Origin of the sequence: Weizmannia sp. FSL W8-0401, assembly GCF_038009125.1 — a bacterium.
GTDB lineage: Bacteria > Bacillota > Bacilli > Bacillales > Bacillaceae_C > Weizmannia > Weizmannia coagulans.
Map to the genome: position 1 here is coordinate 2,264,083 of NZ_JBBPAG010000001.1, position 26,588 is coordinate 2,290,670.

26 protein-coding genes, 2 tRNA genes and 1 pseudogene are annotated in these 26,588 nt (G+C 48.4%); 10 read left to right on the top strand and 19 right to left on the bottom strand.

Annotated features, from left to right (window positions below):
* Positions 1-45: 45 nt before the first annotated feature.
* Positions 46-198 (bottom strand): annotated as a pseudogene (locus tag NSU00_RS11155) (helix-turn-helix domain-containing protein); the annotation flags it as partial.
* A 320-nt stretch (positions 199-518) separates the two neighbouring features.
* Here NSU00_RS11155 and NSU00_RS11160 point away from each other — a divergent pair.
* Positions 519-1,301 (top strand): SDR family oxidoreductase, encoded by a 783-nt coding sequence (locus tag NSU00_RS11160; RefSeq protein WP_340703686.1) that lies wholly within the window; start codon positions 519-521, stop codon positions 1,299-1,301.
* Positions 1,302-1,579: 278 nt separating this feature from the next.
* Here the strand turns inward: NSU00_RS11160 and NSU00_RS11165 are convergent, their stop codons facing one another.
* The 7 genes from NSU00_RS11165 to NSU00_RS11195 all read right to left on the bottom strand — a co-directional run bounded on the left by NSU00_RS11165 (position 1,580) and on the right by NSU00_RS11195 (position 7,316).
* A complete protein-coding gene (locus NSU00_RS11165; protein ID WP_017554802.1) occupies positions 1,580-2,050 on the bottom strand; it encodes a divergent PAP2 family protein in 471 nt (156 codons plus the stop codon).
* 61 nt (positions 2,051-2,111) lie between these two features.
* Positions 2,112-3,254: an N-methyl-L-tryptophan oxidase gene (solA, locus tag NSU00_RS11170; protein ID WP_340703687.1), complete on the bottom strand. Its 1,143-nt coding sequence runs from the start codon at positions 3,252-3,254 to the stop codon at positions 2,112-2,114.
* A gap of 75 nt (positions 3,255-3,329) precedes the next feature.
* Positions 3,330-4,496, bottom strand: coding sequence for an NAD(P)/FAD-dependent oxidoreductase (locus NSU00_RS11175; RefSeq protein ID WP_340703688.1), 1,167 nt, complete (start codon positions 4,494-4,496; stop codon positions 3,330-3,332).
* 12 nt (positions 4,497-4,508) lie between these two features.
* A complete protein-coding gene (locus NSU00_RS11180) occupies positions 4,509-5,978 on the bottom strand; it encodes an aldehyde dehydrogenase family protein (protein WP_340703689.1) in 1,470 nt (489 codons plus the stop codon).
* Positions 5,979-5,992: 14 nt separating this feature from the next.
* Positions 5,993-6,922: an ornithine cyclodeaminase family protein gene (locus NSU00_RS11185; protein WP_340703690.1), complete on the bottom strand. Its 930-nt coding sequence runs from the start codon at positions 6,920-6,922 to the stop codon at positions 5,993-5,995.
* A gap of 230 nt (positions 6,923-7,152) precedes the next feature.
* Positions 7,153-7,225, bottom strand: a tRNA-Ala gene (locus tag NSU00_RS11190).
* Positions 7,226-7,243: 18 nt separating this feature from the next.
* Positions 7,244-7,316, bottom strand: a tRNA-Ala gene (locus NSU00_RS11195).
* Positions 7,317-7,481: 165 nt separating this feature from the next.
* Between NSU00_RS11195 and NSU00_RS11200 the strand changes: the two genes are divergently transcribed.
* Entirely contained in the window at positions 7,482-8,483 is a 1,002-nt protein-coding gene (locus tag NSU00_RS11200) for a potassium channel family protein (RefSeq protein WP_017553444.1), read from the top strand.
* Positions 8,484-8,781: 298 nt separating this feature from the next.
* Here NSU00_RS11200 and NSU00_RS11205 read toward each other — a convergent pair whose 3' ends face one another.
* Complete coding sequence (locus tag NSU00_RS11205) at positions 8,782-10,131, bottom strand: glucose-6-phosphate isomerase (protein WP_013860095.1); 1,350 nt, start codon at positions 10,129-10,131, stop codon at positions 8,782-8,784.
* 156 nt (positions 10,132-10,287) lie between these two features.
* On the opposite strand from NSU00_RS11205, the gene NSU00_RS11210 reads away from it, so the two are divergent.
* A complete protein-coding gene (locus tag NSU00_RS11210) occupies positions 10,288-10,518 on the top strand; it encodes a DUF378 domain-containing protein (RefSeq protein WP_013860096.1) in 231 nt (76 codons plus the stop codon).
* A 141-nt stretch (positions 10,519-10,659) separates the two neighbouring features.
* Positions 10,660-11,139 carry a GyrI-like domain-containing protein gene (locus NSU00_RS11215; RefSeq protein ID WP_340703691.1) on the top strand — a complete coding sequence of 160 codons (480 nt, stop codon included), beginning with the start codon at positions 10,660-10,662 and terminating at the stop codon, positions 11,137-11,139.
* A gap of 314 nt (positions 11,140-11,453) precedes the next feature.
* Here the strand turns inward: NSU00_RS11215 and yugI are convergent, their stop codons facing one another.
* On the bottom strand, positions 11,454-11,840 hold the full coding sequence (gene yugI / locus NSU00_RS11220) for a S1 domain-containing post-transcriptional regulator GSP13 (protein WP_013860098.1): 387 nt from the start codon (positions 11,838-11,840) through the stop codon (positions 11,454-11,456).
* 274 nt (positions 11,841-12,114) lie between these two features.
* Here yugI and NSU00_RS11225 point away from each other — a divergent pair, with 274 nt between their 5' ends.
* Positions 12,115-12,324 (top strand): helix-turn-helix domain-containing protein, encoded by a 210-nt coding sequence (locus NSU00_RS11225; protein WP_019721420.1) that lies wholly within the window; start codon positions 12,115-12,117, stop codon positions 12,322-12,324.
* Positions 12,325-12,697: 373 nt separating this feature from the next.
* On the opposite strand, the gene NSU00_RS11230 is transcribed toward NSU00_RS11225, so the two are convergent.
* Positions 12,698-13,729, bottom strand: coding sequence for an NADH:flavin oxidoreductase/NADH oxidase (locus tag NSU00_RS11230; protein WP_017553439.1), 1,032 nt, complete (start codon positions 13,727-13,729; stop codon positions 12,698-12,700).
* A 197-nt stretch (positions 13,730-13,926) separates the two neighbouring features.
* Here NSU00_RS11230 and NSU00_RS11235 point away from each other — a divergent pair, with 197 nt between their 5' ends.
* Both NSU00_RS11235 and NSU00_RS11240 read left to right on the top strand, forming a co-directional pair.
* Positions 13,927-14,784 carry an aldo/keto reductase gene (locus tag NSU00_RS11235; RefSeq protein WP_013860101.1) on the top strand — a complete coding sequence of 286 codons (858 nt, stop codon included), beginning with the start codon at positions 13,927-13,929 and terminating at the stop codon, positions 14,782-14,784.
* A gap of 383 nt (positions 14,785-15,167) precedes the next feature.
* The gene (locus NSU00_RS11240) at positions 15,168-16,010 is read left to right on the top strand and encodes an aldo/keto reductase (protein ID WP_013860102.1); all 843 of its coding nucleotides are present in this window, start codon (positions 15,168-15,170) and stop codon (positions 16,008-16,010) included.
* Positions 16,011-16,206: 196 nt separating this feature from the next.
* Here the strand turns inward: NSU00_RS11240 and NSU00_RS11245 are convergent, their stop codons facing one another.
* The 3 genes from NSU00_RS11245 to NSU00_RS11255 form a co-directional block, all read right to left on the bottom strand.
* Positions 16,207-17,457, bottom strand: coding sequence for a L,D-transpeptidase family protein (locus NSU00_RS11245; protein ID WP_340702828.1), 1,251 nt, complete (start codon positions 17,455-17,457; stop codon positions 16,207-16,209).
* Between the two features lie 331 nt (positions 17,458-17,788).
* Positions 17,789-17,995 carry a hypothetical protein gene (locus NSU00_RS11250; RefSeq protein ID WP_207369070.1) on the bottom strand — a complete coding sequence of 69 codons (207 nt, stop codon included), beginning with the start codon at positions 17,993-17,995 and terminating at the stop codon, positions 17,789-17,791.
* A 137-nt stretch (positions 17,996-18,132) separates the two neighbouring features.
* Positions 18,133-18,732, bottom strand: a complete 600-nt coding sequence (locus tag NSU00_RS11255) for a peptidylprolyl isomerase (RefSeq protein ID WP_328013867.1) — start codon at positions 18,730-18,732, stop codon at positions 18,133-18,135.
* Positions 18,733-18,866: 134 nt separating this feature from the next.
* Between NSU00_RS11255 and NSU00_RS11260 the strand changes: the two genes are divergently transcribed.
* The gene (locus tag NSU00_RS11260; protein WP_207369071.1) at positions 18,867-19,250 is read left to right on the top strand and encodes a kinase-associated lipoprotein B; all 384 of its coding nucleotides are present in this window, start codon (positions 18,867-18,869) and stop codon (positions 19,248-19,250) included.
* A 617-nt stretch (positions 19,251-19,867) separates the two neighbouring features.
* A complete protein-coding gene (locus tag NSU00_RS11265; RefSeq protein ID WP_207369072.1) occupies positions 19,868-21,076 on the top strand; it encodes an MFS transporter in 1,209 nt (402 codons plus the stop codon).
* Positions 21,077-21,142: 66 nt separating this feature from the next.
* On the opposite strand, the gene NSU00_RS11270 is transcribed toward NSU00_RS11265, so the two are convergent.
* Entirely contained in the window at positions 21,143-21,529 is a 387-nt protein-coding gene (locus NSU00_RS11270; protein WP_013860109.1) for a PaaI family thioesterase, read from the bottom strand.
* Positions 21,530-21,619: 90 nt separating this feature from the next.
* Between NSU00_RS11270 and NSU00_RS11275 the strand changes: the two genes are divergently transcribed.
* On the top strand, positions 21,620-21,991 hold the full coding sequence (locus tag NSU00_RS11275; RefSeq protein WP_340703692.1) for a hypothetical protein: 372 nt from the start codon (positions 21,620-21,622) through the stop codon (positions 21,989-21,991).
* Between the two features lie 316 nt (positions 21,992-22,307).
* Here NSU00_RS11275 and NSU00_RS11280 read toward each other — a convergent pair whose 3' ends face one another.
* The 4 genes from NSU00_RS11280 to NSU00_RS11295 are packed head-to-tail and all read right to left on the bottom strand — an operon-like array spanning position 22,308 to position 26,567.
* Positions 22,308-22,502, bottom strand: coding sequence for a hypothetical protein (locus tag NSU00_RS11280; RefSeq protein WP_237342387.1), 195 nt, complete (start codon positions 22,500-22,502; stop codon positions 22,308-22,310).
* Between the two features lie 60 nt (positions 22,503-22,562).
* On the bottom strand, positions 22,563-23,684 hold the full coding sequence (locus NSU00_RS11285; RefSeq protein ID WP_340703693.1) for a GerAB/ArcD/ProY family transporter: 1,122 nt from the start codon (positions 23,682-23,684) through the stop codon (positions 22,563-22,565).
* 16 nt (positions 23,685-23,700) lie between these two features.
* Positions 23,701-24,912, bottom strand: coding sequence for a Ger(x)C family spore germination protein (locus NSU00_RS11290; protein ID WP_340703694.1), 1,212 nt, complete (start codon positions 24,910-24,912; stop codon positions 23,701-23,703).
* Positions 24,909-26,567 (bottom strand): spore germination protein, encoded by a 1,659-nt coding sequence (locus NSU00_RS11295; protein WP_340703695.1) that lies wholly within the window; start codon positions 26,565-26,567, stop codon positions 24,909-24,911. Before NSU00_RS11295 ends, NSU00_RS11290 begins: the two co-directional genes overlap by 4 nt.
* Positions 26,568-26,588: the final 21 nt, after the last annotated feature.

Genomic DNA, 26,588 nt, shown 5'->3' on the forward strand with positions numbered 1-26,588 from the left:
TTGAAAATGCCGAATTCATCATCTGTTCTTACTTGCAGGCCGGACTTTATCATCCTTGAACTTTTCATACGTTTCTTTGCGTTCAGCTAACATCTTATTGTAGACAAAGCGAACACAACCAAATGTCTTAGCTAATAATGCGGATTGTTCTTTGTTTGGTAACAAACGAAACTTGAAAGCTTTGTTTTGCTTGGCCATATCCATTCACCTCACTTTGTGCGGAAAAATTTCGTATATATTGATTATATCGTAAAAATCCGTACAATCAATATGAGGTGATATTGCTCCGGTGCATGGAAACGGCCGTTTTTCCGAACGCTAATGTCTTATTCATAAACGGCAGCGCGTGCCCATTTGCCCCGGGAAAACACCCAATCGAATGGTCCCCTTCTTCCATTTTGACCCCTTCGTCATGCTTTTCCGGCAAAGCCCGGCTTCTCTTTTCGATCCTGTATGTTACAAACAGTTGAAGAACGGGTAAACTACTGTCGTATTCCATCGGAGAGGAGTAAGTGAAGATGAGATTGAAAGATAAAGTAGCGATTATAACCGGCGGCGGTTCCGGCATCGGGGAAGCGTCCGCTTTGAAACTGGCTGCAGAAGGCGCAAAAGTTTGCGTAATGGATATTGAACAGGAACGGGCGAATGAGGTGAAAAGACGGATTGAACAAAATGGCGGGGAGGCAATGGCTTTGGAAGTCGACGTCGCTGATCCGGAACAGGTGAAAGCGGCTGTTGACAAGACAGTCGGAGAATGGGACCGGCTGGATATCGTGTTCTCCAATGCCGGCATTAACGGGACAGTGACACCGATTGAAGATTTGTCCCCGGATGACTGGGATCAAACGTTGTCGACCAATTTAAAAGGGACTTTTCTCCTGACAAAATATGCAATCCCGCATATGAAAAATAGCGGCGGCAGCATTATCATCACAAGCTCGATCAACGGCAACCGCATTTTTTCCAACATCGGCATGTCCGCCTACAGCAGTTCAAAAGCAGGGCAGGTAGCATTTATGAAAATGGCCGCTTTGGAACTTGCCCGCTATAAAATCCGGGTCAATGCTGTTTGCCCGGGGGCGATTGAAACAAAAATCGAGCAAAACACGAACCGTACGGAAGCGCTCGAGAAAGTGCAAATTCCGGTTGAATTTCCGGAGGGCGACCAGCCGCTTTCCGAAGGGCCGGGAAAACCGGAACAAGTTGCCGATCTCGTTTTGTTCCTTGCATCGGACGATTCCAACCATATTAGCGGCACAGACATCTATATCGACGGGACGGAATCGCTGCTGCGGGGATAACGTTTATTGACGCATCCGGCCCCGGACATCCGCATGTTGAAGGTGCGCAGAGCTTTTCCTAAAATCATGTTTGGCATCCTTTCCAAGCCCAATTTAAAAGGCGGCGTTGTCTCTTTGAAGCCACTGAAAAAGCACTGCAAAAATAAAAAAGACGTTGACACACTCCTGCTATTTGTGTTTCAACGTCTTTTTGCATTCTATATGTTGTATGCACGGTAATACAAAATCACTTTTTTAATGGCGTTGTCTCTTTTCGCCGCCTTTCTTTTTTTGCGATTTTAAAACGGATAAAATATGAATGCCAACACGGCAGTGAGGATGCCCGTAATGATCCCGAAAAATACTTCTGCCGGTTTATGCCCTAAAAGTTCTTTCAGTTTCTGCCGGGATTCCGCATTTGTTGTCTCCGGATCTTTCATTGTCTCCATGAGGCGGTTAAAGTCGGCGAGCAGGCGGTTCAGCACTTCTGCATGGAAGCCGGCCTGCCTGCGCACACCGGTGGCATCGTAAATGACAATGGATGAAAACACGATGCTGATGGCAAAGGCATTGGAACCGAATCCGGAAGTCAGCCCGATCGCCGTTGTAAGGGCAATGACCATCGAGGTATGCGAACTGGGCATTCCGCCTGTACTGAACGCCATTCTCCAGTCAAATTTCCCTGATGTGATGAAATGAATGGGCACTTTTATGATTTGTGCTACAAGCATTCCAAGTAAAGCGGATAAAATCGGATACGATAAAAACATTTTTCCTCCTTCATGAAAAAAACTATTTTTTTCTGTCCGGCTGTGTACGCTGCGATGATGATCATGCAAGAGCCGCCCGGTTAATTGAAAAAAGCGGCAATGGGCTTTCGGCATTTTCTTTTAACACCATTTGGCTGAGCATCTCTCCGACACTGCTTGCAAATTTAAAGCCGTGTCCTGAAAATCCTGCGGCTATGGCCACATTAGGATATGCAGGATGGGTATCGATGATGAAATGTCCATCCGGCGTATTGGTGTACAAGCATACTTTTCCCTTTTTTAAGCGACCGGCTGCCCCCCGCATGTATGTTTTCAAAAAGGCCCGGATATCTCCTTCGTCTTCACGGTATGCGCCAAATTCCCGGTTCATTGTATCATGGTCAGCCGCCTGCCCGCCGTCATGGCGCCCGACTTTCACGCCGCTTCCATTAAAACTTGGAAAACCGTAGTATGTTCCTTCGTATCCGTCCATTGTAAAAGCCGGAAACACATCTGCATTGAACAGCGCTTCGTCCGCTTCAAACCAGCCGACCGTTTTCCGGACCGGCTGAAGCGGCAAACTGAGCCCTAAGTTTTCAAGCAGTTTCCCGTTCCACGCACCGCCGCTGACAATGCATTTTTCAGCGGTGAATGTGCCGCTTTCTGTTACAACAGTGACAGTCCGGCCGTCGGTTTTCAGATCTGTAACCTGGGTATTGAGCAGGCGCGCACCCTTTGCTTCCGCCAGTTTACGGCAGGCGCGGAGGCAGTTTTCCGGAAACAGGACGCCGGCATCCGGTTCATAAATGGCACGGTAGCCCGCGGGAAGCGAAATGCCGGGCCAGCGTTTTTCCACTTCCACGCCGGCCATCGTTTCAATCGGGAGGTTGTATGTATTTGCGCTTTCGACTGCTTCGTTTAAAAAGGCCGCATGATCCTCCGGGCTGAAACTGAGGACGCCGGTTTTGGCAAAAATCTTTTCTCCGGAGGCCTTTTCCAGTTCATCCCAAAGCGTTTGCGCCCGCAACACGAGCGGCACGTAATCCCGCCCTTCCCCGTAGGCATGGCGGATGATTCTCGTTTCGCCGTGGTGGCTGCCGGATGTATGCGGCGGGTCAAAAGCATCCAGCAAAAGCGTTTTTACACCCTGGCTTGCCAGAAAATAACCGGCTGCCATTCCCATTGAACCGGCACCAACGACAATAACATCGTAATGTTTCTCCATTGTATTCCCTCCCTCTCCGTTATTATAACTATAACATGTAGTTTGGAAAATTTGGCAAAAACAGAAGATGCCCTTTTAATAAATGGCATCTTCTGTAACAAGGTCGTTTTCCGCAAACCGTTCGACCCGGAGCGGTGTAAGATCAATGGTTTCATACTTTCCGGTCCGGATCAGCTCCGACAGCCCCTTTCCGACGGCCGGCGCCTGCTGCATACCGTGCCCGCTGAACCCGAACGCGGCAAAATACCCTTTCATTTCCGGATGCTCGCCGATGATGGCATTATGGTCGGCAGTATTGTAGTCATAAAGGCCGGCCCAGCCGCGTTCGACTTTTACCTTTTCAAAATTCGGGATGCGCTGCGCAAGAACAGGCCAAATCTGCTCTTCAAATTCGGACCGCTTCCAGCTGAAGTCGATCGCCGGCTTTTCCTCTTCCCCGTATCCGGCAATGATTTTGCGCCCCTCGTGCCGGAAATAGACACCAGTCGGATCCATTGTCAGCGGCAACGGTTTTGTAAGCGGTTTTTCCACATCAAACATAAAAATCCGCCGCGGTACCGGTATAATCGGAAGCGGCAATCCGGCTTTGCTGCTCAATCCGGAAGCCCAGGCGCCCGCACAGTTCACGACAACAGGCGCAAAAAACGCCCGGCCATCTTTGAGCCGCACGCCTTTTATCCGGCCCTCTTCCGCCAAAAAGCAGTCCGCTTCTTCATAAATATATTCCGCGCCGAGATGTTTCGCATTTTTTATAAACCCTTGCATCGCCGTGTACGGGTCCAAATACCCGCTTTCCGCACAGTACAGCCCGCCTGCAAGATCACGCGTGATTAATTCGGGAATGAGCGCCACAAGCTCTGTTTTCCCAAGCCATTCAGATAAGACGCCGTTTTGGTGCTGGAGCTTTAACTGCTTTTCAAAAAGCGGCCTCATTTTTTCTGCCGCTAGAAATAAGTATCCGCGCTGTTTCAAATCGATTTCAAAAGTTTCGTTCCCGATGGCCATGTTACGGGTGAAATTTTGATAGGCTTTAAGGCTGTACCGGCTCATTTTAATATTAATCCCCGTTGTAAAAAGCTGCCGGATGCCGCCTGCGCTCCGCGGGGTTGACGCATATGCATAGGAGGGGTCCTTTTCAAACACAATGATCCTGCCGGTAAACCCGTCCGCGAGCAAATGGTACGCCACACTCGAACCGATAATCCCGCCGCCAACAATGATCACATCCGCCTTGTTTTTCATCCCATCCCCCCTTTAATGATTGTCGATCTGGGCGCGCTGCAGTTTCCCGCTGAAATCGACATACACGGCTTTCCATTCCGTGTATACATCAAGCGCTGCCGGCCCCGAGTCGCGGTGCCCGTTGCCCGTTCCTTTTGTCCCGCCGAACGGGAGATGGATTTCAGCCCCCGTCGTCCCGGCATTGATGTAGACAATCCCGGTATCCAAATCACGCATCGCCTGAAAAGCTTTATTCACATCTTTTGTAAAAATGCCGCTCGATAACCCGAACGTGACGCTGTTGTTAACGGCAATCGCTTCTTTGAGGCCTGCTACCGGAATGATCGAAACAACCGGGCCGAAAATTTCTTCCTGTGCAATGACCATTTCCGGGCTGACATCCGTAAAAACGGTCGGCGCATAGTAATATCCTTTTCCCGGCAAAATGCGCCCGCCTGTAAGCAGCCTTGCCCCTTCTTTTTTGCCGGTTTCAACATACTGGTGGATGCGGTCGAGCGCTTCTGCATTGATAACCGGGCCGACTGCCACCGTTTCATCGAGGCCGTCGCCGATTTTCAATTCCGCCGTTCGCCGGATCAGCTTTTCTTCTAGTGCATCTTTGATCTTTTCATGGACAATGACCCGGCTTGTAGCCGTGCATCTTTGCCCGCTCGTGCCAAATGCACCCCAAAGGATGCCGTCCACCGCTAGATCAAGATCCGCATCGTCCATGACAATCACTGCGTTCTTCCCGCCCATTTCAAGCGAAGTCCGTTTCAGAAGGCCGCCTGCCCGTTCATTGATTTTACGCCCGACTTCATTCGAGCCGGTAAAAGAGATGAGGCCGATGCCCGGATGTTCCACCATCGCTCCGCCAATCACGGAACCGGAGCCGTGGACAAGATTGACAAGCCCTTTTGGGAGTCCCGCTTCTTCATAAATTTTTACAAATGCGCATGCTGTGGCCGGCGTTTCCGTAGCTGGCTTCCAAATCACCGCATTCCCCGTTACAAGCGCCGGCAGTGATTTCCAGGAAGCAATGGCGATCGGAAAATTCCACGGCGTGATCAGCCCGGCAACGCCAACCGGCACACGGATGCTCATTGCAAATTTATTTTGCAGCTCAGATGGCACGGTATCACCGAATTGGCGTCTCCCTTCCCCTGCCATGTAAAATGCCATGTCGATCGCTTCCTGCACTTCCCCGCGCGCTTCATCGATCACCTTGCCCATTTCGCTTGTAAGCGTGCGCGCGATCTGTTCTTTTCTTTGTTTTAACAGTTCTCCGACTTTGTATAAATAGTTTGCGCGCTCAGGTGCCGGAACGAGCCGCCACATGCTTTGCGCGCTTTTGGCAGCCTGGACGGCGCGGTCAAGGTCCGGTGCTTCGGACTGCGCCACTTCGCCCAATGTTTTCCTGTTTGCAGGATTTACAACCGGGGCAAATTTTCCCGTTGACGGTTTGCACCACTCGCCGTCAATGTAATTCAAATATTTTTCCATGCGCTGTTCCCCCTTTAAAAATCGAGCATTTGCCCGATCCCGAGCTGTATGGCTTTTTCGTAAACCGTTTCTGCAGCCACCAGGTCAAACAGGGCCATGCCCGTTGATTTAAAAACCTGTAGCGTGTTTGGATCCGGCTTTACTTTTTGCGTGACAATTTTGGAAAACGGAATGGTTTCAAGCCGGCTGTCCACATCCCCACTTTCCTTTGCGGCATCGTGCGAGTCGAGATATATCGATTTCAAGTTTTTCAAAAGCGCATCAGGAAATTCGCGCATATGCGGCTGGTATGAACCGATGCCAATGACAAGCTTTCCGTCGTAAAGGTCTTCTTCCGGCAGTACAGGTGTGGCAGATGATGTTGCCGTAATGAGGATATCGGCGTTTTCGGCAAGTTCGCGGGCGGATTTGGCTGTATGGACCGGGATATTTGGAATGAGCGTTTTGAACCGGCGAATAAATGGGGGAATGTGGGAAGGTGTCCGGTTGAATAAAAAAATGTTTTCGATGTTGCGTGCGGTGCAAACGCCGGCAAGCTGATACAGCCCTTGATAACCCGTGCCGATAAGCCCGGCCGTTTTGGCATCGCCAGGCGCAAGATATTTTGCCGCCGCCCCGCCGATTGCCCCGGTCCGGAGCCCGGTTAAAACCGTGCCGTCCATAAGCGTTTTCATGGATCCATTCCTGCTGTCAACCAAAATGACAGCGCCCTGTGTCACCGGCCGGTCCTTGTTGCCCGGGTAAACCGAGACGATTTTTGCGCCGGCTGCCTCATTTGTGCTGCACGGCATAAAAAGGACGGAGTGGTTCCGGATGGTAAAATGCGTGCGCAGCGGCATTTGATAACCGTTTTCTTCATAGATGCGGTATGTTTCTTCTACAGCTGCAACCATTTCCTGCATGGAGGCCGATTTGAGGACATCACTTCCGTTAAGGACAAGCAAGGCCGCACCTCCTTACTTCAGGGATTTGGTAAAAATATATGTGAGGCAAAGCAGGATCATGATAAAAAAGGATTTGGCAGCCGGGGAAGCAGCTTTGGGTCCCGGACCTCAAGCTTTGTCGGATTGGGGGCTATAACGGGACAGTTCCTCAGGGGTTAATTTTATTTTTCCTCAGGGGCGCATATACGAAAAAACGCCCAAACCTGTAACAGGGTGGACGTTTTGTGTGATGGAGCATAGCGGGTTCGAACCGCTGACCTCTTGCATGCCATGCAAGCGCTCTCCCAGCTGAGCTAATGCCCCGTGATATAAAGTTGGGAATGGAGCATAGCGGATTCGAACCGCCGACCTCTACAATGCGAATGTAGCGCTCTCCCAACTGAGCTAATGCCCCGTTTTGTCATGATCACCGTTTTTCATCAGCGACAATGTTATTATACAATGCAAAAAATGATTGTGCAACTATTTTTTTAAAAAATAGTTTCCCGTTTGCCGCCTTGTTTTTTCGCATTGCGGCCGGGGAATACTAATGAAGATACCAAAAAAGGAAGTGGACGGTATGTTTCATTTCTTTTATTACCGTTTTTTACGCTGGCCGATCATTGTCCGGATATTGAACCTGGCCCTTGCTGTGATCTTTGTATTCGGGCTGGCCATCCATTTTGTCGAACCGAAAACTTTCCCGACGGTGTTTGATGGTGTTTGGTGGGCAGTCATCACGACAGCAACAGTCGGTTACGGGGATTTGTACCCGGTCACTTTTGCGGGCCGGGTGATCGGCATCATCCTCATTTTATCGGGTGCCGGCATTCTGTCTGCTTATTTCGTGGCGCTGGCCGGTGCAACGGCTAAACGGCAAAACGCTTTTTTGGAAGGAAAAGCGGCGTTTACGGGAGGAAAACAAATGGTCATTATCGGCTGGAACGAACGCGCCAGAAAAGTAATCGGGCAGCTCATGGAATTAAAAGAGCGGCAGCCCATTGTATTGGTGGATGAAACACTTGAATCCAACCCTTATCCTTATGATAATGTGTATTTTATAAAAGGAAAGCCGTATCAGGACGAGACGCTGAAAAAAGCAAATGTCCGGGCGGCGAAGGCAGTGCTGATCACGTCCGACCAGCATAAAACGGAGACGGAAGCAGACATGGGCGCAGTCCTGACACTGCTTGCTGTCAAAGGCTTGAACCCGGATGCATATTGTATTGTGGAAATCCAGACAGCCGACCAGGTAGTAAATGCCAAGCGGGCGGGCGCGGATGAAGTGATCCAGGCAAATATACAGGCAAGCTTTGTCATGCTGAACAGCCTGATTTCAAACGGGATGTCCGATACGCTTTTGTCGTTATTGAACCAGCAGGAAAAAAACCATCTTGACTTTATTCCGGTGAAGCCGAAGTGGCGGAATTTGACGGTAAAAGATTTGAGCCGGCAGCTGCAGAAAGAGCGAAAAATTTTAATCGGCATCCAATCGAGGGATGACACCATGATCAATCCGCCCTTGGATTATACCATTACGGATGAAGAGCATTTATTTGTCGTTTTGGAAAAAGGCAAGTAACCATTCAAAAGTTTGCCAGGAAAATTTTCCAGCGAATTGGCGATAAAATAACCGAGAACCGGTGCAGGCGGATGTTCAGCAGTGGACGGCCAAATTGGAAAAGCAGCTGATCCCGTGCCTTGCAGATTGCGCATTTTTATAAAGCGGCTTGCACCTTATGCTACATCTGATATGCTGCACTACGAAGATTGCTTCGTTTTGAGAAGCGGCTTCATCTGAATCAGCTGGAAGTTTTGGCTTGCGTTTGCCTTATCCAAGAAAAAAAGCAGGGCTGGCATTGCCCTGCTTTTTTTCTGCATTATTTCAAACGTTTTTCGAGTTCTGCTTTCAAATCTTCATAGCCCGGTTTGCCGAGGAGTGCGAACATGTTTTTCTTATATGCTTCCACACCAGGCTGGTCGAACGGGTTGACGCCGTTCAAATAGCCGCTTACCGCACAGGCTTTTTCAAAGAAGTAAACGAGGTAGCCGAATGTGTATGCATCGGTTTTCGGAATGGAGACCACCAGGTTCGGTACGCCCCCGTCTGTATGGGCAAGCAATGTGCCTTCAAATGCTTTGTTATTCACAAAGTCAACGGTGCGGCCGGCCAGGTAGTTCAAACCATCCAAATCGTTTTCTTCTTTTTCAATTGTCAGTTCTTCGCGCGCCTGCTCTACTTTTACAACCGTTTCAAACAAGTCGCGGCGGCCTTCCTGTACATACTGGCCAAGGGAATGCAAGTCGGTCGAGAAGTTTGCGGAAGAAGGATAGATGCCTTTTTGGTCTTTCCCTTCACTTTCACCGAATAATTGTTTCCACCATTCAGAGAAATATTGCAGCCCCGGTTCGTAGTTGATCAGCATTTCGATCGTTTTGCCTTTGCGGTACAGGATATTACGGACAGCCGCATATTGGTAGGCAATGTTTTCCGCTACTTCAGGGTTTGAGAAATCATCAACGGCCTTTGCTGCTCCGTCCATCATCGCTTGGATATCAACGCCGCTTACTGCGATCGGAAGCAGACCGACAGGCGTTAAAACAGAGTAACGGCCGCCGACATCATCCGGAATCACGAATGTTTCGTAACCTTCCGCATCAGCCAGCGTTTTCAATGCTCCTTTTGCGCGGTCCGTTGTCGCATAGACGCGGCCTTTTGCTTCTTTTTCGCCGTATTTTTCAATGAGCAGTTTGTTGAAAATACGGAAAGCAATCGCCGGTTCTGTCGTTGTTCCGGATTTGGAAATGACATTGATGGAGAAATCTTTGCCTTCCAGAACGTCCATTAAATCTTTCATATAGGTGGAGCTGATGCTGTTGCCGACGAAGAAAATTTGCGGGTTTTTGCGCTTTTCTTTCGGCAGCACGTTCATAAAGCTGTGGTTGAGCATTTCAATTGCGGCACGGGCACCAAGATAAGAACCGCCGATGCCGATCACAAGCAGCACGTCGGAATCACTTTGGATTTTTGCCGCTGCTTTTTGGATACGGGCGAATTCTTCTTTATCATAATCTTTTGGTAATGTCAGCCAGCCGGTAAAATCATTGCCGACACCGGTTTTTTCATGTAAAAGCTTGTGGGCCAATCGAATCGGTTCGCTTAAGTATGTAATTTCATGTTCGTTAAAAAACGCGAGCGCTTTTGAATAATCAAACTGAATATGCGTCATTGTCCAGATCCTCCTGTTATCGATTTACCATCTCCACTTTATCGAATCTTTACCCTTTTCGCAAGGAATGTAACGAATTTCTCACATTTCCTGCATGCATAATGTTTGCGGATTCTTGCCATGCTATTCCTGTACATTGAACAAGGAGGTAAAAAAATGAGCATTGTACAAAGAATTGCGTTAATTTTCACGATTATCGGCGCGATCAATTGGGGCCTTATCGGTTTTTTCAACTTTGATCTGGTAGCGGCCATTTTTGGGGACAATTCCGCGATCTCCCGGGTCATTTATGGCATTGTCGGCATTTGCGGCCTGATTAACCTCGGCCTGCTTTTCAAACCGGATGCCGAAGTGGAACGTACTACCCAGGCAAAACCGACGAGATAAGTTATCCGGCCGTTGGAAACCGTATTCATTGTAGCAAAGGCAGTGCAGCATGCCTGCCTTTTTTTGTGTTTTTTTATCTTTTTTCCCTTTACGCCCGCTTCTTTTTTCATTTAAAATGAAGCTATAAAGATTAGCGGGGAAGTGTGCAGCTTGGAAATTCAAATTGTTCAGAAACACGCATTTAACGCGGTCGGGAGCAAATGGACCGGTACCTTCGAGCAGGCGGCAAACGGGGATATCAAAAGATTTTTCCATCAATTTAAGCAAAAAATGGGGGAAATCCGCCATTGCACCGATCCCGGTGTTGTGACCGGGCTTTCCTACCACCCGCAGGATGATGATGGCTTGTTTTCCTTTTACCTTGTCCGCGAAGTGGCCTACATAGAAGCGGTTCCGGAAGGCATGACAGCCCTGACTGTTCCTTCGTATACATTTGCGGCTGCGAAATATAAAGGCAAAGGCGTGCAAAAAGCGTATGCCGAATTGTATAAATGGATCAGGAAAAACGGCTATACCGTCTTTCAGGGGCAGCTTGAGCACCGTGAAGATTATCCGGCAACATACGAACCTTTAAGCGATGAACCGGAATTGACCATTTATATCCCGCTATATATAGAATAATACGCGGGCAGATTTCCCCGCGTTAGGCAAACTATTCTGCATAGCAGCATGGCACGTGGTTTCAGACGGATTCACCCGGCAAATCGTGGTAAGAAACTATTCTGCATAGAAACGGCGGCGCCCGCCATTCATCCGGCGGGCTTGCGCGTACAAGCGGTTTGCATCGCACTTTAAATTGGGCAGCGGCGTAAGCGGGATTTGCAGCCAGCTCACGGCGGAACTGAGATCCATACACCGGATTTATCCCCACAGGCAGACCCGGCGTTTTTCGGATAAAAAAAATCCGGACAATCTGTATGCCCGGAATCGCCCGATTATTTTTTAATCAAATCTTCACGTTTTGATTTTTCAATCCATTCTTTTAACTTATCGCGCAGCGTGTTGAAACCTTCTCCGGACTCTTCGGCGGCTTTCACGGCACCTTGGCGCCGGCGCGGTTTCCTTGTGTCTTGATGCGGCGCTTCTTCTGTTGCTTTCATGGAAAGACTGATTTTGCCGCTTTCTTCGTCTACCGACAACACTTTTACTTTGACTTCATCCCCGATGTGGACATAATCGTGAATATCTTTGACATACCCGTGTTTAATTTCGGAAATATGGACAAGGCCTTGTGTCTCTTCATCAAGCGCTACAAACGCGCCGAACGGCTTAATTCCAGTCACTTTTCCGGTGTATACATTTCCTGCTTCATAATTTGACATGAAAACACTCCTAGTATTGTTTTTTTTCCTGTTATACGCAATGAAATATTATATCATAGTCACGAGTGCATGTCATTCCCCAAATATTTTTCAGGCCTGGCCCCGGCAGGCACCCGGAACCTTTCTTTATTTATCATTTTTATCGTGCCCGTGTTTAAAAAAGTTCAAAAATTTGCTTCAGCCTGCCACCCGCCCATATGCTACAATAAAATAAAGAAATGAATATGGAAAGGAAGTATTTTTATTTAAAATAATCGTTAAGGGAGGGCGTCTCATGAATAGCTTTGGTGAGAAGTTGAAATTTTACCGTGAATTAAACGGGATGAGCATCGAAGAACTGGCCGTGAAAGCCCGGATTGGCAAACATACACTCGAACAGTACGAAACCGGGGAACAAATTCCGACCACACAGACAATATTAAAACTCTCCACTGTTCTTGATGTAGCCGCTTCCGTATTTTTGGAAGCGCTCGGAAAAAAATAATTTTATAAGAGGTTTAAATTTCATTCACAACGGCTATCCTAATACTACAATGCTTTCCTTAGTGAGGGCGACTTTCGGGAAGCCGCACTATCATAAGTATTCCCCCTTTTTTTATTTTTGCGGGTCCCGTTTTCCGGCCCCGTTTTTTGTATGCTGTAAAGAGAAAAAACAGCGCCTCGTTTAGAGCGCTGTTTTCCTGTTTTTTGGATTCGCTTTTTATCCTTTCAGCCAGAATGCACGGGCGGCCGCTGCAAACAGACTTCCTTACCGTTTTGAAAATTCCCTTGTATATTGGACCGTTTTTCCAGCGCGGTACCGGCTTCAAGTGTTCGCTTCGGGAACTTCTACGGGCGGCCGCTGCAAACAGCCTTCCTTATCTTTTTGGAAATCCTCTTGTATATTGGACCGGAATACCTGCGTCTTTGCGGAGCACGATACCGGCTTCGAGCGCCCAGTACGGGTTGCGCAGCATGCCTCTGCCGACCGCAACAAGATCTGCTTCTTCGTTTCCGATTACCGCATTGGCAAGAACCGGGTCTTCCAGCCGGCCGACAGCAATGACCGGAACGTTTAAAGCCTCTTTGATCCGGCGTGCAAGCGGCACCTGGTAAGCAGCGTGCGTCCCCGGGCGCCCGTCTGCACCGATAGGGCCCTCGCCTCCGGAACTGATATGAAACAGGTCAACACCCGCTTCCTTATACGCCTTCGAAAATGCAATGCTTTCTTCAATGCCATACCCGCCATCGACATATTCACGGGCTGAAATGCGCATAATAAGCGGCATGTCAGCAGGCATTTCTTTTTTGGCAGCGGCGATGACTTCTTTTCCGAATAATGCCAAATCCTGTCCGTATTCATCTGACCGTTTGTTTGTATAGCGCGACTGGAATTCATGGATCAGATAACCGTGCGCGCCGTGGAGTTCGATCGTGTCAAAGCCGGCCTGGACGGCGCGGCGGACAGATTCGCCAAATTTGCGGACGACTTCTTTGATTTCTTCCTTCGTTAATGCCTTCGGTGTTTTTGCATTGTCATCAAAAGGGATAGGGGAAGGGGCAACCGGCTGTTTTGCGTCCTGTGCTTTTCTGCCGGCATGTCCGATTTGAATCCCGACTTTGGCGCCGTACTGATGGCACGCTTCCACAATTTTGGCAAGCGGGGCGATCTGTTCATCAGACCATAAGCCGAGATCGTTGTCGGTAATTCTGCCGTCCGGCTCCACATCGGTCATCTCAATAATGATCAGGCCGGCACCCCCGATGGCACGGCTGACGTAATGGACATAATGCCAGTCAGTGGCAACGCCATCTTTTTTCTCAACGGAGTATTGGCACATAGGGGGCATGACAATACGGTTTTTCACTTCAAGCGATTTCAGCTTGTACGGGGTAAATAAATCATTCATTGCAAAACTACTCCTTACGCCTGATATTTTTGCACCTGAACCGCTATGTAAATGGCGGAAAAGTTCGTTCCAAATATAACAAACCGGTGTTCCAACCGTCAAAACTTGCGCTCACAGTCCTTGTGCGTGCAAAATTCTGCCTGATTGTGTTAAAATCCTCATACACTTACATATCTAAGCGAAAGAAGGAATGAAGGATGGCTCAAACGATTCCAAAATTAACATTCAATAACGGCGTTGAAATCCCGCAACTCGGCCTCGGCGTTTTTCTTGTAAAAGAAGAAAATGAGTTGAAAAACGCTGTGAAAGCCGCGCTGGAAACCGGCTACCGCCATATTGATACTGCGATGATTTACGGGAATGAAACATATGTCGGCGATGCAATCCGGGAAAGCGGCGTAGACCGGAAAGAAATCTTCATTACGTCGAAAGTGTGGAACTACGACCACGGCTATGAAGAAACAAAAGCCGCTTTCCAGGCGAGCCTCGACCGTCTTGGCACCGATTATTTGGATCTTTACTTGATCCACTGGCCGTCACCGAAATATATTGAAACATGGAAAGCAATGGAAGAACTTTACCATGAAGGCAAAGTAAAAGCGATCGGCGTATCGAATTTCCAAATCCACCATTTGGAAGATTTGCTGGCCCATAGCGAAGTGGTGCCGGTGATCAACCAAATTGAGACACATCCGGAATTTCCGCAAAATGAACTGCATGCATTTCTGAAACAGCATCATATTTTACATGAAGCATGGGGCCCGCTCGGCCAGGGCAAAAACAACCTGCTTGAGCAGCCTGTTTTGGTTGAGCTTGGGAAAAAATACGGCAAAACCCCGGCGCAAATTGTGCTGCGCTGGCACGTGGAACGAGGCATTGTCGTCATTCCAAAATCGGTGACCCCGAGCCGGATTAAAGAAAACAGCGAGATTTTCGATTTCTCGTTAACCCCGGAAGACATGGAAAAAATCGCTTCATTGAACACCGGGAAACGGTACGGAAGGAATCCGGATGACGAAGAATTTTTAGCACAAACTTCCGTAAGGCCAGAATAAAGACGGGCAGCTGTCCTCTGGGCAGCTGCTTTTTTAATTGCTTTTCCGGAAATGATACCGGTTTCTCCCGGAGCGCCTCCCATCGCCAATTTCTTGCGGCTTTCCGGCGATTGATTGATTTTTCCAGAGATCCCCTTTGGTTTTGCTGTACCTTTCATGCCGGCTGCTTTTTTTTCAGCGAATGCGAAGCCACCATGGGAGGTTCATGCCCGCCGTTTCGCGGGGGGCTGTGCCTGTTGTTTTGGATCTTTTCGCCTGAACCCGCTGGTTTAAATTTTACGCTGGTTTTTCTCTGCCCCAAGGCAGCAAGATCAATCATCAAAATGGATGCATTTTCCAGCCAATGGTATACTGATTACAAAATACGAAAGGAGCGATAGAAATTGTCCATTTCCATTCCTGAAATCAAACTGAACGACGGGATGACCGTTCCGGCCGTCGGATTCGGCACATACAAACTGAACGGGGCGGCAGGCGTCCAGGCGATCGTAAGCGCCATTGATGCGGGTTACCGCCTGATTGATTCGGCATTTAATTATGAAAACGAAGGAGCGGTCGGCGAAGCGGTCCGGCGCTCTTCCGTTCCGCGTGAACAGCTGCGCATCACTTCGAAACTCCCGGGGCGGCACCATGCTTATAAAGAAGCGGTCCAGACCATTCAGGAATCATTGTACAGGTCCGGCCTCGATTACTTTGACCTTTACCTCATCCACTGGCCGAACCCAAGCAAAGATTTATATGTGGAAGCGTGGCAGGCGCTTGTCGATGCGCAAAAATGGGGGCTTGTCCGCTCGATCGGCGTTTCCAACTTTTTGCCGGAGCATTTGCAAAGGATCATAAAAGAAACCGGGGTTGCGCCGAGCATAAACCAGGTGGAACTTCACCCTTATTTCGCACAGGAGGAGCAGCGCGCCTGGCATGAAGAACACGGAATTGTAACGGAATCATGGAGCCCGCTTGGAAGAGCGAACCATCTGCTTGAAGATCCGGCGATTCAAAAAATTGCTGCGGCCCATCAGAAATCCGTTCCACAAGTGATTTTGCGCTGGCATACACAGCTTGGCGCCATTCCGCTCCCGAAATCGGCTTCCCCGGAAAGGCAGCTGGAAAACTTGTCCATCTTTGATTTTTCGCTTTCTGAAGAAGAGATGCGCACCATATCCGGATTAAGCCACCCGGACGGCAGGACTTTTGGGCAGGATCCGGCAACCTATGAAGAATTTTAAACCCATGTAAAAAAGGGGCTGCCCCAAAAACCGTTAAACGGCTGATGGGAGCCCCCTTTTTTGATACAAGCGTTTATGAATTTCCGTCACTATGCCCACAAGAGCTTCATGAATTTTATGATCCAAATAAAGGGGCTTTAGGGACAGCCCCTTTATCTAAAACAGTAACCGGCCCGTATAGAAGCCGTCCCGGCCATTAATAAACGATGACCGGTTCATTCTGTTCCAGGTTGTCATAGACGGTTTTCATGACACTTGGCGGCGTGTTCACACATCCGCCGGAGCCGTGGTGGAGATAGGCGTCCATGGCCCAGTTCTTCCGCCAGCCCGCATCATGGAAACCGACACCGCCGAGCGTGAAAGGTGCCCAATATTTTACCTTGACGGAATAATTCGGGTTGCCCGCTTCACTGCCCTCCAGTACAGACGGGGACTCTTTGTATTCGATATACCAGACCCCTTTTGGCGTATCTTCATTTGTGTCATGCCTTCCCGTTACAACCCGGGTTGTGACTTTCAGCTTGCCATCCTTATAAATCCAGATGCGCTGGTCGGAAATCGACACTTCCGCATACGTATCGCCAATCCCGTTTTTGGCCAGGACATGGTAGCCGACGCCGATCGTGCTGTACCCTTCGCCGTAAATATTGTAGGCCTTGACGGTGTCCTTGCCGTTTTGGAAGGCGTCCGCAATCCGTTTCGCTTCCGCTTTCGTATCGATCGCCCAGCCATACGACTGGCCTTTTACGGAAATGACGGAGCCCGCATGCGTTTTGAAACTGAAGTTTTTATGGAGCGTCGATTTCTCCTTGTTCAACTCTTCCAGCCGCGACTGGATGCCGGACGGGTCAATTGCCAGTTTCATATCTTTGGAGATGGATGCATTTTGAATCAGTTCGCTTGCCTTGAACGGGTATTTCTTTTCCTGCAGGAGATAGTTGACCGTCTTGTTTGAGAGTTCTTCAAGCTTTTGCTTTTCCTGCTTTACAATCCTGCTGTTTTCCCGGACCGGCTGAAGTTTCACCGGGCGCAAATGAATTTCACTGTTGTATTTTTGCTTGTCATATGCCTTTAACATGGCGGAAATGTCGTATTGATTGCCGTTTTTGCTTTTCGATACGCCGATTTTTCCGTCCTTCATATAAGCCTGTGCATCTTTTGGCGCCTGCAGATTTTTATTTTGCTGTTCCAGTTTTTTGGAAACTTCCTGCTTCAGTGTCACATTGCGGTAGTGGTCCGTCCGCCCCGGCATGATCATATAATCTTTCTCTTTAAAAGACGGAATCCATGTGCGCTGGGTTTTGAAAACGCGTTTAACCTTCGCCATATCGCCGTCTGTAAAACGGACCTTTGTATCTTTTCCGTCCACCAAAACTTTGTTTCCGACATAAACTTTATTTGTTAATGTCATAGACTTTAATTTTTCCATCGCCTGTTCAGTGGTCATGCCGCCGACTTTGACGCTGTTGATTTTGACATGCGGGTTAAAACGGGTAGCCTGGTAATAGCCGGCACCGCCTAAAAGAATGATGACAACTGCCGCAATGATGCCAATGAGAAGACCTTTCTTCCTGGTTATGGCCGATCACCCCAATAAAGTAGTTTATGTTACAAAAAGATTACATCATTTACATATAAGATATATGAATCCGCCCGGTTATACAAGCCATTTATTTCATTTCATCCAACGTTCACAACTCATCGGGGAAGCAACATGACACCCTTTCCTGCCTTTTTACCGGAAACGCCGGGCATCTGCCGCCTATAAAAAAGAAACGCTAATCCGAATGTGGAAAGCGATTTTTCTTCATGATTTCTTCTTCCAGTTTTTTTGCCTGCTTTACCTGCTTTTCATTGATTTTCCGGAAAATGAAAAACACGAGTACCGCAAGCAGCACAAAAAATGAAAGTGAAATCAAAGCCGGGATATAATACTTTTTCTCCTGCGGAAATTGAACCAGAAATCCGATGAGGTATGGAAACAATGGCATCTCCCCCTTTTAATCGATTATAACAGCCGAAAGCCACAAAGAAAACGGATACAGCACCGCATTTTTCATGCGGTGCTGGTGGCCAGGTTTCCGGAAAGAGCTGCAGGGAAGGCCGACAATAGCATCAACGATTAACGGATGGTGATTTTTTCAATGATGACATCGTGCACCGGTTTATCCTGCAGGCCTGTCCGGACGCCGGCGATTTCATCGACAACCTCCATGCCTTCAATGACCTGGCCAAATACGGTGTGGCGGAAATCAAGCCACGGGGTCCCGCCTTTTTCCATATAAGCTTCCACGACTTCAGCCGGGTAACCCGCCTGTTCCATCTGCCCTTTCATGCTGGGATCGACCGTTTTGCTTTGGACGATGAAAAACTGGCTGCCGTTTGTGTTCGGGCCGGCGTTGGCCATGGACAAAGCCCCGCGGAAATTGAAAAGCCGCTCTGAAAATTCGTCTTCGAACGGGGCGCCGTAGATGCTTTCGCCGCCGGTCCCGTTTCCGCTCGGGTCCCCGCCCTGGATCATGAACCCGTCGATCACACGGTGGAACGTCAAGCCGTCATAATAACCGTTTTTGCTGTGCGTGACAAAATTTTCGACCGTTTTCGGCGCAAAGGCCGGAAACAGCTTGATCGTAATGGTGCCCATATTTGTCTGCATGTCTGCGACCGTTTCGTTATCACGCATTTCCGCTTGAAGCTGCGGATACATTGTGTCTTCTGCCATATGCTTGAAACCTCCATTTGTTTCACTATTCTTGTCTACTTTACTAAAATCCGAGCAAAAAGCCAAACGTTTTCTTTTGCTTCTTTCCGGCTTTTTCACCATAATGGTAGTAAAAGCGCAAGGGGGGAATTGGTTTGGAAGTTGGCGATAAGCTTGTGACAACGAAAAAAACCGGGAAATATATTGGCGAAATTACGCAAGTGTTTCCCGACCATTATGTATTTAAGGTGCTGGCCGTGTTAAAGCATCCCGCCCAGGGGGATTTGCACCACCCGAATGAAGGGGATGTGCCGTTTTTTCACGAGCGGAAAGCTTTGGCCTTCGGGGAACAGGCGAATATTCCGCGAAAAACGGCAAAACCGTACAACGGCGAGATTCCGGATTATGACGCGTCATTGAAAACCGCTGTCTGCGAACTGATGGAAAAGCTTGAAAAAGAGGACACACTTTACAGCCGGAAAAGCATCGCCGCGTTAAAAAGTTTGATGAAAGAATATGGCATATCACCCGTTGGATGATTTTCCCAGCGGGTTTTCTGATGGCAGGGGCAATGATACTGTTAGGGAAAACGTGATATCCCCTTTTTTCTGCGGCAAAAAGGGAATCGGGGAATGCTTCTTTTTACTTCCTTCCTGTAAGCCGCGTGTAAATATCCAGTGCCAAATGCCGATGCCCAAATCCGTGGATCCGGATTTTGCCTTCCATGTTCTGATATACCAGCCTTAAATCAGCCGGATGCCTTTGTATTCGTTTACTTTGAAAATGATAGGATATCCTCCTTCATCATTCCCTTTCAAACACGATCCAACATTTCTCTGCCGTTTTACTTGATAAATTGCGCGTACATGGCCCGGCCGGAACTGTTTGTGGCAAAACGGGCGGGATCCAAACTTTTCCAAAATGGGGTTCGGATTTCAAACATATACTAGATGTGCGGGCCATCCTATACAAAAGTGCGTTTCAAGCATACGATGCAAGGGTAAAGTTCCTCCGTCAAAAAACGGACACCTTTTTTACAAGCCGGTTTTGTTGAAGTTTCGGTGATAAGTTTTATAATAATATTTAGGTCAACGAAATATTTACTCTATATACTTTTATCTTTTTTTATTGCGCAAGGAGGCGATTTTCTCATCTGATGAGCCAGGAAAAACGCAATTTGTATATTATGTTCGTCTGTAACTTTTTAGTAGGTGCCAGCTTAACGATGGTCGTTCCGTTTTTATCGTTATATATTCAAACATTCGGCCACTTCAGCGACAGCTACGTCCAGCGCTGGGCCGGATATATTTTTGGCGTGACCTTTCTGGTTGCTTTTTTTATGTCGCCAATCTGGGGGCGCATCGGCGACAAATACGGCTTTAAACCGACGCTTATTATTACCGGGTTCGGCATTGCCGCGAGCCTGTTGTTTATGGGGCTTGCGGACAATGTCGCCACTTTATTTTTGACCCGGATTTTCATGGGGATCGTGACCGGGTTTATCCCGACTTCCATGGCGCTCATTTCCAAGCAGACCTCGAAGGAGGAAGCCGGCAAGGTGCTCGGCACTTTGCAAATGGGCAATGTTTCCGGAAACTTATTCGGGCCGCTGATTGGCGGATCGATTGCGGACAATTTTGGTTTTAAATACACTTTTATGATTACAGCCGTTGCCATTTCGATTGCCGCGCTTGGCGTTGTTTTCGGCATTAAAGAAAAACGTGCCGATCCTGCCCGGCGAAAAGGGAAACCTGTTTCTCCCCTCGCTGTTGTGAAACAAATTGTCAGCCGCCGGATTTTGATTACTGTTATGGTGATTGCACTCTTGATCCAAATGGCGAACTTTTGTGTTCAGCCGCTTTTGGCACTGTATGTCAGCCATTTGACAAGTTCAGGCAATATTGCATTTTTATCGGGGCTTGCTTTTTCCGCCACCGGCTTCGGCAACCTGCTTTTGGCAAGGCAGTGGGGCATGCTTGGCGATAAATACGGGCATGCAAGGATTCTTTTGATTTTGCTTGTGCTTGCCTGCGCCTTCATGGTGCCGCAAGCTCTCGTAAGCCATTTATGGCAACTGATTATTTTGCGGTTTTTGTTCGGCATGGTGATCGGCGGGATGAACCCGAGCATTGTGGCGTTTATCCGCCTCGAAGCGCCGCTCAGCATGCAAGGCGAAGTGCTCGGTTATAACCAAAGTTTCCGGTTCCTCGGGAATGTAACAGGGCCGCTGATTGGCGGTTACGTATCCGTCATCTCCGGCATTTCATCTGTGTTTTATGTAACCGGAGTTTTGTTCCTGTTCGCATTTGCGCTCCTTCTTTACAGTGTAAAATCAGAACAGCGCCGCACCGCCCGGGAAAGCTAAAACGGCAAGATACCAGTTTGGTGGTATCTTGCCGTTTTTACTTTTTCTTGCCGGGCCGTGAAACTTTTAGCTTTTTTTCGGTACGACCGCAATCGTACAGCGCGACAGGCAAATTAAGTTTTCGTCTTCGTCTTTGATTTTGATCTCCCAAACCTGGGTACTTTTGCCCCGGTGCACGGCTTCGGCAACTGCGGTTACGGTGCCGTTCCGTTTTGAACGGATATGGTTGGCATTGATTTCAAGCCCGAAGCAGACTTCTTTTTCTAAATCGATCAGCATCGCAGCCCCTAGGCTTGCAGCGGTTTCCGCGAGTGCGACGGATGCGCCGCCGTGCAGGTATCCGAGCGGCTGTATCGTTTTTTCATTCACCGGCATGGTCGCCACCACTTTCCCGGGCTCCATTTGGACAAGTTTTATGCCAAGCGCGCCGATCATTGTATGTTCCAGTTCCATCTCTTTCCCCCCGGTCCGGATTGTCCATACATCTTTCAAGCCTTTCTTTCATACTATGTAAAAAATGATGTTTCCCACCTGAGAAAGAAGGTGAGAATATTGTACTACAATCCGTATTATGTTGTTCCTTCCTTTCCATACTATTCCATGCCTTACCGCCAATATCCTGCCGTCCACCCGAAAAAATTTATGGATTCGGCCATACACACGCACGAACTCTTGGCAGATGCACAGCTTTTGCTTAACCGGATTTCCCGCTCTGCGGCTTTTGCCGGACAACTCATGTCTGCCGCACAAAAATCAGATTCAGCTGGTGTCGGCCGCATGCTGGTGGGAACCGGTATCCAGCATATTCCGCGCGTTTTTTATACACCGGACGGCCTTGTATTGCAGTTTGTCCAAAAGGCCCCGGGCAACAAGGAACCTTGCTGCGAACTCCGGATGAAAATGCGCTGGTCATAACTTGCGGCTTGTCCATTGCCCCGGGATCCCGCACCCCAAATTGTTTTTCATAAGCTGCATGAAGGACAAAAACTAAGGCTTCGTGCTCCGAATTGTCCTTCATCAACCAGATGAAGGACATTTTTCAAAACTCAGGCCGGTGCATTGTCCTTCATAAGCTGTATGAAGGACAAAACCAAGGGCTCCGCTCCCCCGAAATGTCTTTCATTTTCTTTAATTTGAATCCGTTCCAACAAAATCTGTGCTTCGGAACTTCCTGCAAATGGGCCGGGTGCCTTTCCAAAAAACCCCCCCGCTCTTCAAGCGGGGGGATTTTTTAATAATACGGGAATGGCGGATATCCTCCGTACGGAACCGGCGGGTATGGCACCGGAGGATATGGCACCGGAGGATATGGGAAATACGGGCGCGGCCTTACAAGTGCGCCGCCAAGCAAGCCTCCGAGAAAACCACCCAGAAGCGGTCCGGCAAAAAATGGGGAACGAGCCGGGTAATGTGCATGCGGATACATCAAATGACCTCCTCTCTTTCTATTCTTAGTGTATGCATCCCGGCACTGCCGGACTGGGCGTTACGCAGATGCTGGCTTTTGCCTGTTCTTTTTCTTGCGCCTCTCTTTCCACAAAATCAGCAGAAGCGTTATAACCGGAAAAACCACTTGTGCAGGGAGGTGAAAGAAAACAGGCACCACTTTGATGCCCTCGTCGATATGTTCCGCATACGAGGACGCAATCATCGATGATGCGCCCAGCATGATCACACCGAGCGGATAGACTGTTTTTCTGTAGCTGCTTACATGGAACAGCTCCGTAAACGTAATACAAGCCGCATATAAGAAAATCCCCACTTTAAAAAACCCGCCAACGATTAAAGTCACCATAAACAACACATCCAACCGCTCCAGAAAATGGGCAATTTGAATTTCCTGAATGGTCGCAAGCAACGGAAACGGAGATCGCATCATGGCATCCACGCCAAGCACACAGATATTGATCAGCATCGAGATCGCCAAATTTGTGCCGCTTAGCCACATAGCTGACAGCCCGGCTACTTTTACACTTTTTATCTTATCTACAAGCGGAAAAATGGACAAAAACGCAATCGTTTCGCCAAAAGGAATATAAATCGTCTCCTTCCCCATTGTTTTTAGGACAGGCATGGGCCCGTTTTCCAGTACTGGTTTCAAATAATTGAGCTTGACGAGCCCTGATGAAGTAATCAATACGAAACTCGCAATCGCCAGAAAATAAAAGAAGATAATAAAGATCTCCCCGGTTCTGGCCATCACTTCCATTCCTTTTTTTACTGCATACATGACGCACAAAGCCAAAATCACCGTGATAATAAACAGCGGTGTTTCCGGATAAGCCGATATGATCAGCATTTCTCCAAAGTCGCGCAGCACCCTGGCAGAAAGGTACAGGAAGTAAATGCCCATCGCAAAGCCGAAAAACCAGCCAATACCTTTTCCGTAAATCGCCCGCAACCATTCGACCGGCGAAATGCCAGGATAAAAGGAAAATATTTTGTAATAAACGTAAAACAGGAAAAACCCGACGCTCAGGCCGCTTAAAATCGCAAGCCATGCATCCTGTTTTGCGCCGCTTCCGATTCCCAGCAAAAGGGCACTGCCAAGTTCAAACATAAAGATTAACACAAATAATTGGTACGAGGAAATTTTTTCCTTTTCCATATATCACCAGGCCCTGTTATTTTAAATTTGAATGGAATGGATTTGTCCATATTCCAGAATTGGCGATGACGACGTTTGCATGCACCTTCACATTTAAATGGGCAAAGCCCTTTTCATTCCAATGGTGCCTTAAACTGTGCCACTCTTTCGGGTACTGGCGGTAAATCATTTCCCCGAAGCCGAACACATCACATTGGTCGTGCTGCATATGGCGAATGCCATGGTTAATTTGCTGCTCCACATTTTTTTCGTATGCTTTTTCAATCCGGGCCATTTCCTTTGAATCCATTACATCAAGCGGTACATTGATTTCTTGCAGCTGGCCCACAAGGCTGATGTGGATATGCATTTCCGGTTTTCCGTTTTTCATGGCCGGTTTCATACCGATAATCGTTTTTCTTACCTGCAGCCCGAGCGCATGTGGATGATGCGCCCAGTCTAAATCAAGATAAGTCATTTTTGTTTTTTTCAATAGCCATGTAATCGTAAGCGCATCCTGTCCGCCTACCCAGTCAATCAGTTTTCCATGCTTTAGGATCCCGATCCCCCCGCTCGTTAAGTATGCGTCCAGTTCTGTCTGATTTAGGCTTTCCTGCATCTCTCCTTTTTTCTTATCCCCTATCAGCTTGAAGCTTCCTACTACTGCTTCTTTTCCTTCCGTTGTAAGATCATATAGGAGATCTGAAAGATCTGTTTTTACCCGCCCGCCGACATCTTCTTGTGCATATTCCAATGTTTTATTGATTTTATTGGTAGGAAGACGGTCAAGCGGAGTCAGCACTTTAAGGACATCCTCTGCCTTGCCGTTGCGGGCAATCAGAACGGAAGCAGTGTTGCGGAATTCTTTATTTCTGTCAAAAATATCAATAATCGGATAAATTCCATTTTCCGCCGTGCTTTTGCCAATCAGGAGAACGTTTGTATGGGAAAAATATAACCTCCTCGAAATTTCCCGGCCTGCAGCGAGAAATGCGTCCTCAACCGTTTTGCCTTCCGTTTGGTAGATGGTGACAGTGGGGCCCTGCCCGCCGCTTGTTTGCATGCCGCTTGGAATATTTAAGGAATTGACAATTTGATAGGTCAGCAAATAATTCCCGTTTTCAAGCCGGTCAATGCCGATGGCGCTTACCAAAGCAATATCCGTTAATTCTTTATGGCTCCAGCAGCCTGCCAGCAAAAAAGATACCGTAAAAAGGGCAACGGCCGTTTTCCATCGTCTTCTTCTCATGGTTGCTCCCCATTTTTCACACTTTTTTGTTTCGGCGGCATCGGCTTTTGGTTTTCGGCCTGGCGGATGATATTTTTCTGGCTGAAGAGCCGCGGCCTGGCGCTCATCGACCAAATCGGCACCCGGATCACTGTATCACCGGAGTTAGAACGGATGAAAGGGGCAATCGGCGCCGTGTATGGCACGCCGAACGACCGCAAGCTGGTCAAATGGACAGCAAGCGTAATCATTCCGATAATGATGCCAAAAAAACCGAAAGTGGCCGCCAGAAACATAAAAACAAAACGGTATAATCTGGCTGAAATGGCAATGAAAAAAGACGGGGTGGCAAAACTGGCAATAGCCGTAATCGAGACGACAATGACCATTGCGGGCGAAATAATCCCGGCCTGCACTGCCGCCTGACCGATGACAAGCGCCCCGACAATCGACACCGTCTGGCCGATCGGGCGCGGCAGGCGGAGTCCGGCTTCCCGGAGGATTTCAAATACAACCTCCATCCCCATCGCTTCGACAACAGCCGGAAAAGGAATCGTCTCCCGCTGTGCCGCAAGAGTAAAAACAAGCTGGGTCGGGAGGAGCTCCTGATGAAAAGTGGTTATGGCGACATAGACAGCAGGCCCGACAAGCGAGATTAAGTAGCTGAGCACGCGCAAAAAGCGAAGCGCTGTCGCAATATCAAACCGTGTATAATAGTCATCCGCCGACTGGAAAAATTGGATAAAAACAGCAGGCGCGAGCAAAACGAACGGCGAACCGTCCACAATAATGGCGAAACGGCCTTCCAATAAATTGGCCGCCACCACATCCGGCCTTTCCGAATGGTACACCGTCGGGAAAATGGTATACGTTTTATCTTCAATAAGCTGTTCAATATGGCCCGAGTCCAGAATGGCATCGATTTTAATCATGTTTAACCGTTTACGGGCTTCCTCAAGCACTTTATCGTTTACGATCCCTTTTATGTACATAAGTGCAACATCGGTCCGGGTCACTTCCCCGATTTTAAAGTTCTCCATCCACAGATTCGGATCTTTAATCCGTTTGCGGATCAATGAGGTGTTCACACGCAGCGATTCGGTAAAACCATCACGCGGCCCGCGAACCGTCACTTCGGTTGAAGGCTCTTCAATCGCCCGCTGTTGCCCGCCCCTTGTGCTGATGCTTAATCCGCCGTATACCCCGTCAATCAGTAAAATGGACTGGCCACTCAACAGCTCCGAAAACAAGTCATTCCAATTCATGACCTTTTTTACACCGTCAATTTTAATGACGTGCTTCATGATGCTGTCGAGTATATTTTCACTTCCCAAATACCCGTCGATTTCCGGATTGCCCATCAAGACTTCAAGCAGGTTTTCATTGATCATTTTCGGATCATCCAGGCCATCGACGGAAATAACGGCAGCCGGAAAATCATTGCCGCTTCCAAGCATGATTTGATGGATGACAATGTCGGAACTGTTCCCGGTTGTTTTTTTCAACTGCCCGAGGCGCGTTTTTAAATCGGTGCCCATGGTCAAAAACGGGATATCCGTTACAGTCCCGCTCGTATCGTCTCCGCGCACAGGTGTTTTCTGCACGCCCCCGCTTTTCTTTTCATTTTTGTTATCAGTTTTTGCAGCGTTTCTCTGCTTTTTCCACCAATATGGCATACCGATCCTCCTTTTCGCCCG

What these genes read in the sequence shown, in the direction of transcription:
- NSU00_RS11160 (WP_340703686.1), top strand. Translation starts at nt 519, where the DNA reads ATGAGATTGAAAGATAAAGTAGCGATTATAACCGGCGGCGGTTCCGGC.
- NSU00_RS11165 (WP_017554802.1), bottom strand. Translation starts at nt 2,050, where the DNA reads ATGTTTTTATCGTATCCGATTTTATCCGCTTTACTTGGAATGCTTGTA.
- solA (WP_340703687.1), bottom strand. Translation starts at nt 3,254, where the DNA reads ATGGAGAAACATTACGATGTTATTGTCGTTGGTGCCGGTTCAATGGGA.
- NSU00_RS11175 (WP_340703688.1), bottom strand. Translation starts at nt 4,496, where the DNA reads ATGAAAAACAAGGCGGATGTGATCATTGTTGGCGGCGGGATTATCGGT.
- NSU00_RS11180 (WP_340703689.1), bottom strand. Translation starts at nt 5,978, where the DNA reads ATGGAAAAATATTTGAATTACATTGACGGCGAGTGGTGCAAACCGTCA.
- NSU00_RS11200 (WP_017553444.1), top strand. Translation starts at nt 7,482, where the DNA reads ATGTTTCATTTCTTTTATTACCGTTTTTTACGCTGGCCGATCATTGTC.
- NSU00_RS11205 (WP_013860095.1), bottom strand. Translation starts at nt 10,131, where the DNA reads ATGACGCATATTCAGTTTGATTATTCAAAAGCGCTCGCGTTTTTTAAC.
- NSU00_RS11210 (WP_013860096.1), top strand. Translation starts at nt 10,288, where the DNA reads ATGAGCATTGTACAAAGAATTGCGTTAATTTTCACGATTATCGGCGCG.
- yugI (WP_013860098.1), bottom strand. Translation starts at nt 11,840, where the DNA reads ATGTCAAATTATGAAGCAGGAAATGTATACACCGGAAAAGTGACTGGA.
- NSU00_RS11225 (WP_019721420.1), top strand. Translation starts at nt 12,115, where the DNA reads ATGAATAGCTTTGGTGAGAAGTTGAAATTTTACCGTGAATTAAACGGG.
- NSU00_RS11230 (WP_017553439.1), bottom strand. Translation starts at nt 13,729, where the DNA reads ATGAATGATTTATTTACCCCGTACAAGCTGAAATCGCTTGAAGTGAAA.
- NSU00_RS11235 (WP_013860101.1), top strand. Translation starts at nt 13,927, where the DNA reads ATGGCTCAAACGATTCCAAAATTAACATTCAATAACGGCGTTGAAATC.
- NSU00_RS11245 (WP_340702828.1), bottom strand. Translation starts at nt 17,457, where the DNA reads ATGACCACTGAACAGGCGATGGAAAAATTAAAGTCTATGACATTAACA.
- NSU00_RS11255 (WP_328013867.1), bottom strand. Translation starts at nt 18,732, where the DNA reads ATGGCAGAAGACACAATGTATCCGCAGCTTCAAGCGGAAATGCGTGAT.
- NSU00_RS11265 (WP_207369072.1), top strand. Translation starts at nt 19,868, where the DNA reads ATGAGCCAGGAAAAACGCAATTTGTATATTATGTTCGTCTGTAACTTT.
- NSU00_RS11270 (WP_013860109.1), bottom strand. Translation starts at nt 21,529, where the DNA reads ATGGAACTGGAACATACAATGATCGGCGCGCTTGGCATAAAACTTGTC.
- NSU00_RS11280 (WP_237342387.1), bottom strand. Translation starts at nt 22,502, where the DNA reads ATGTATCCGCATGCACATTACCCGGCTCGTTCCCCATTTTTTGCCGGA.
- NSU00_RS11285 (WP_340703693.1), bottom strand. Translation starts at nt 23,684, where the DNA reads ATGGAAAAGGAAAAAATTTCCTCGTACCAATTATTTGTGTTAATCTTT.
- NSU00_RS11290 (WP_340703694.1), bottom strand. Translation starts at nt 24,912, where the DNA reads ATGAGAAGAAGACGATGGAAAACGGCCGTTGCCCTTTTTACGGTATCT.
- NSU00_RS11295 (WP_340703695.1), bottom strand. Translation starts at nt 26,567, where the DNA reads ATGCCATATTGGTGGAAAAAGCAGAGAAACGCTGCAAAAACTGATAAC.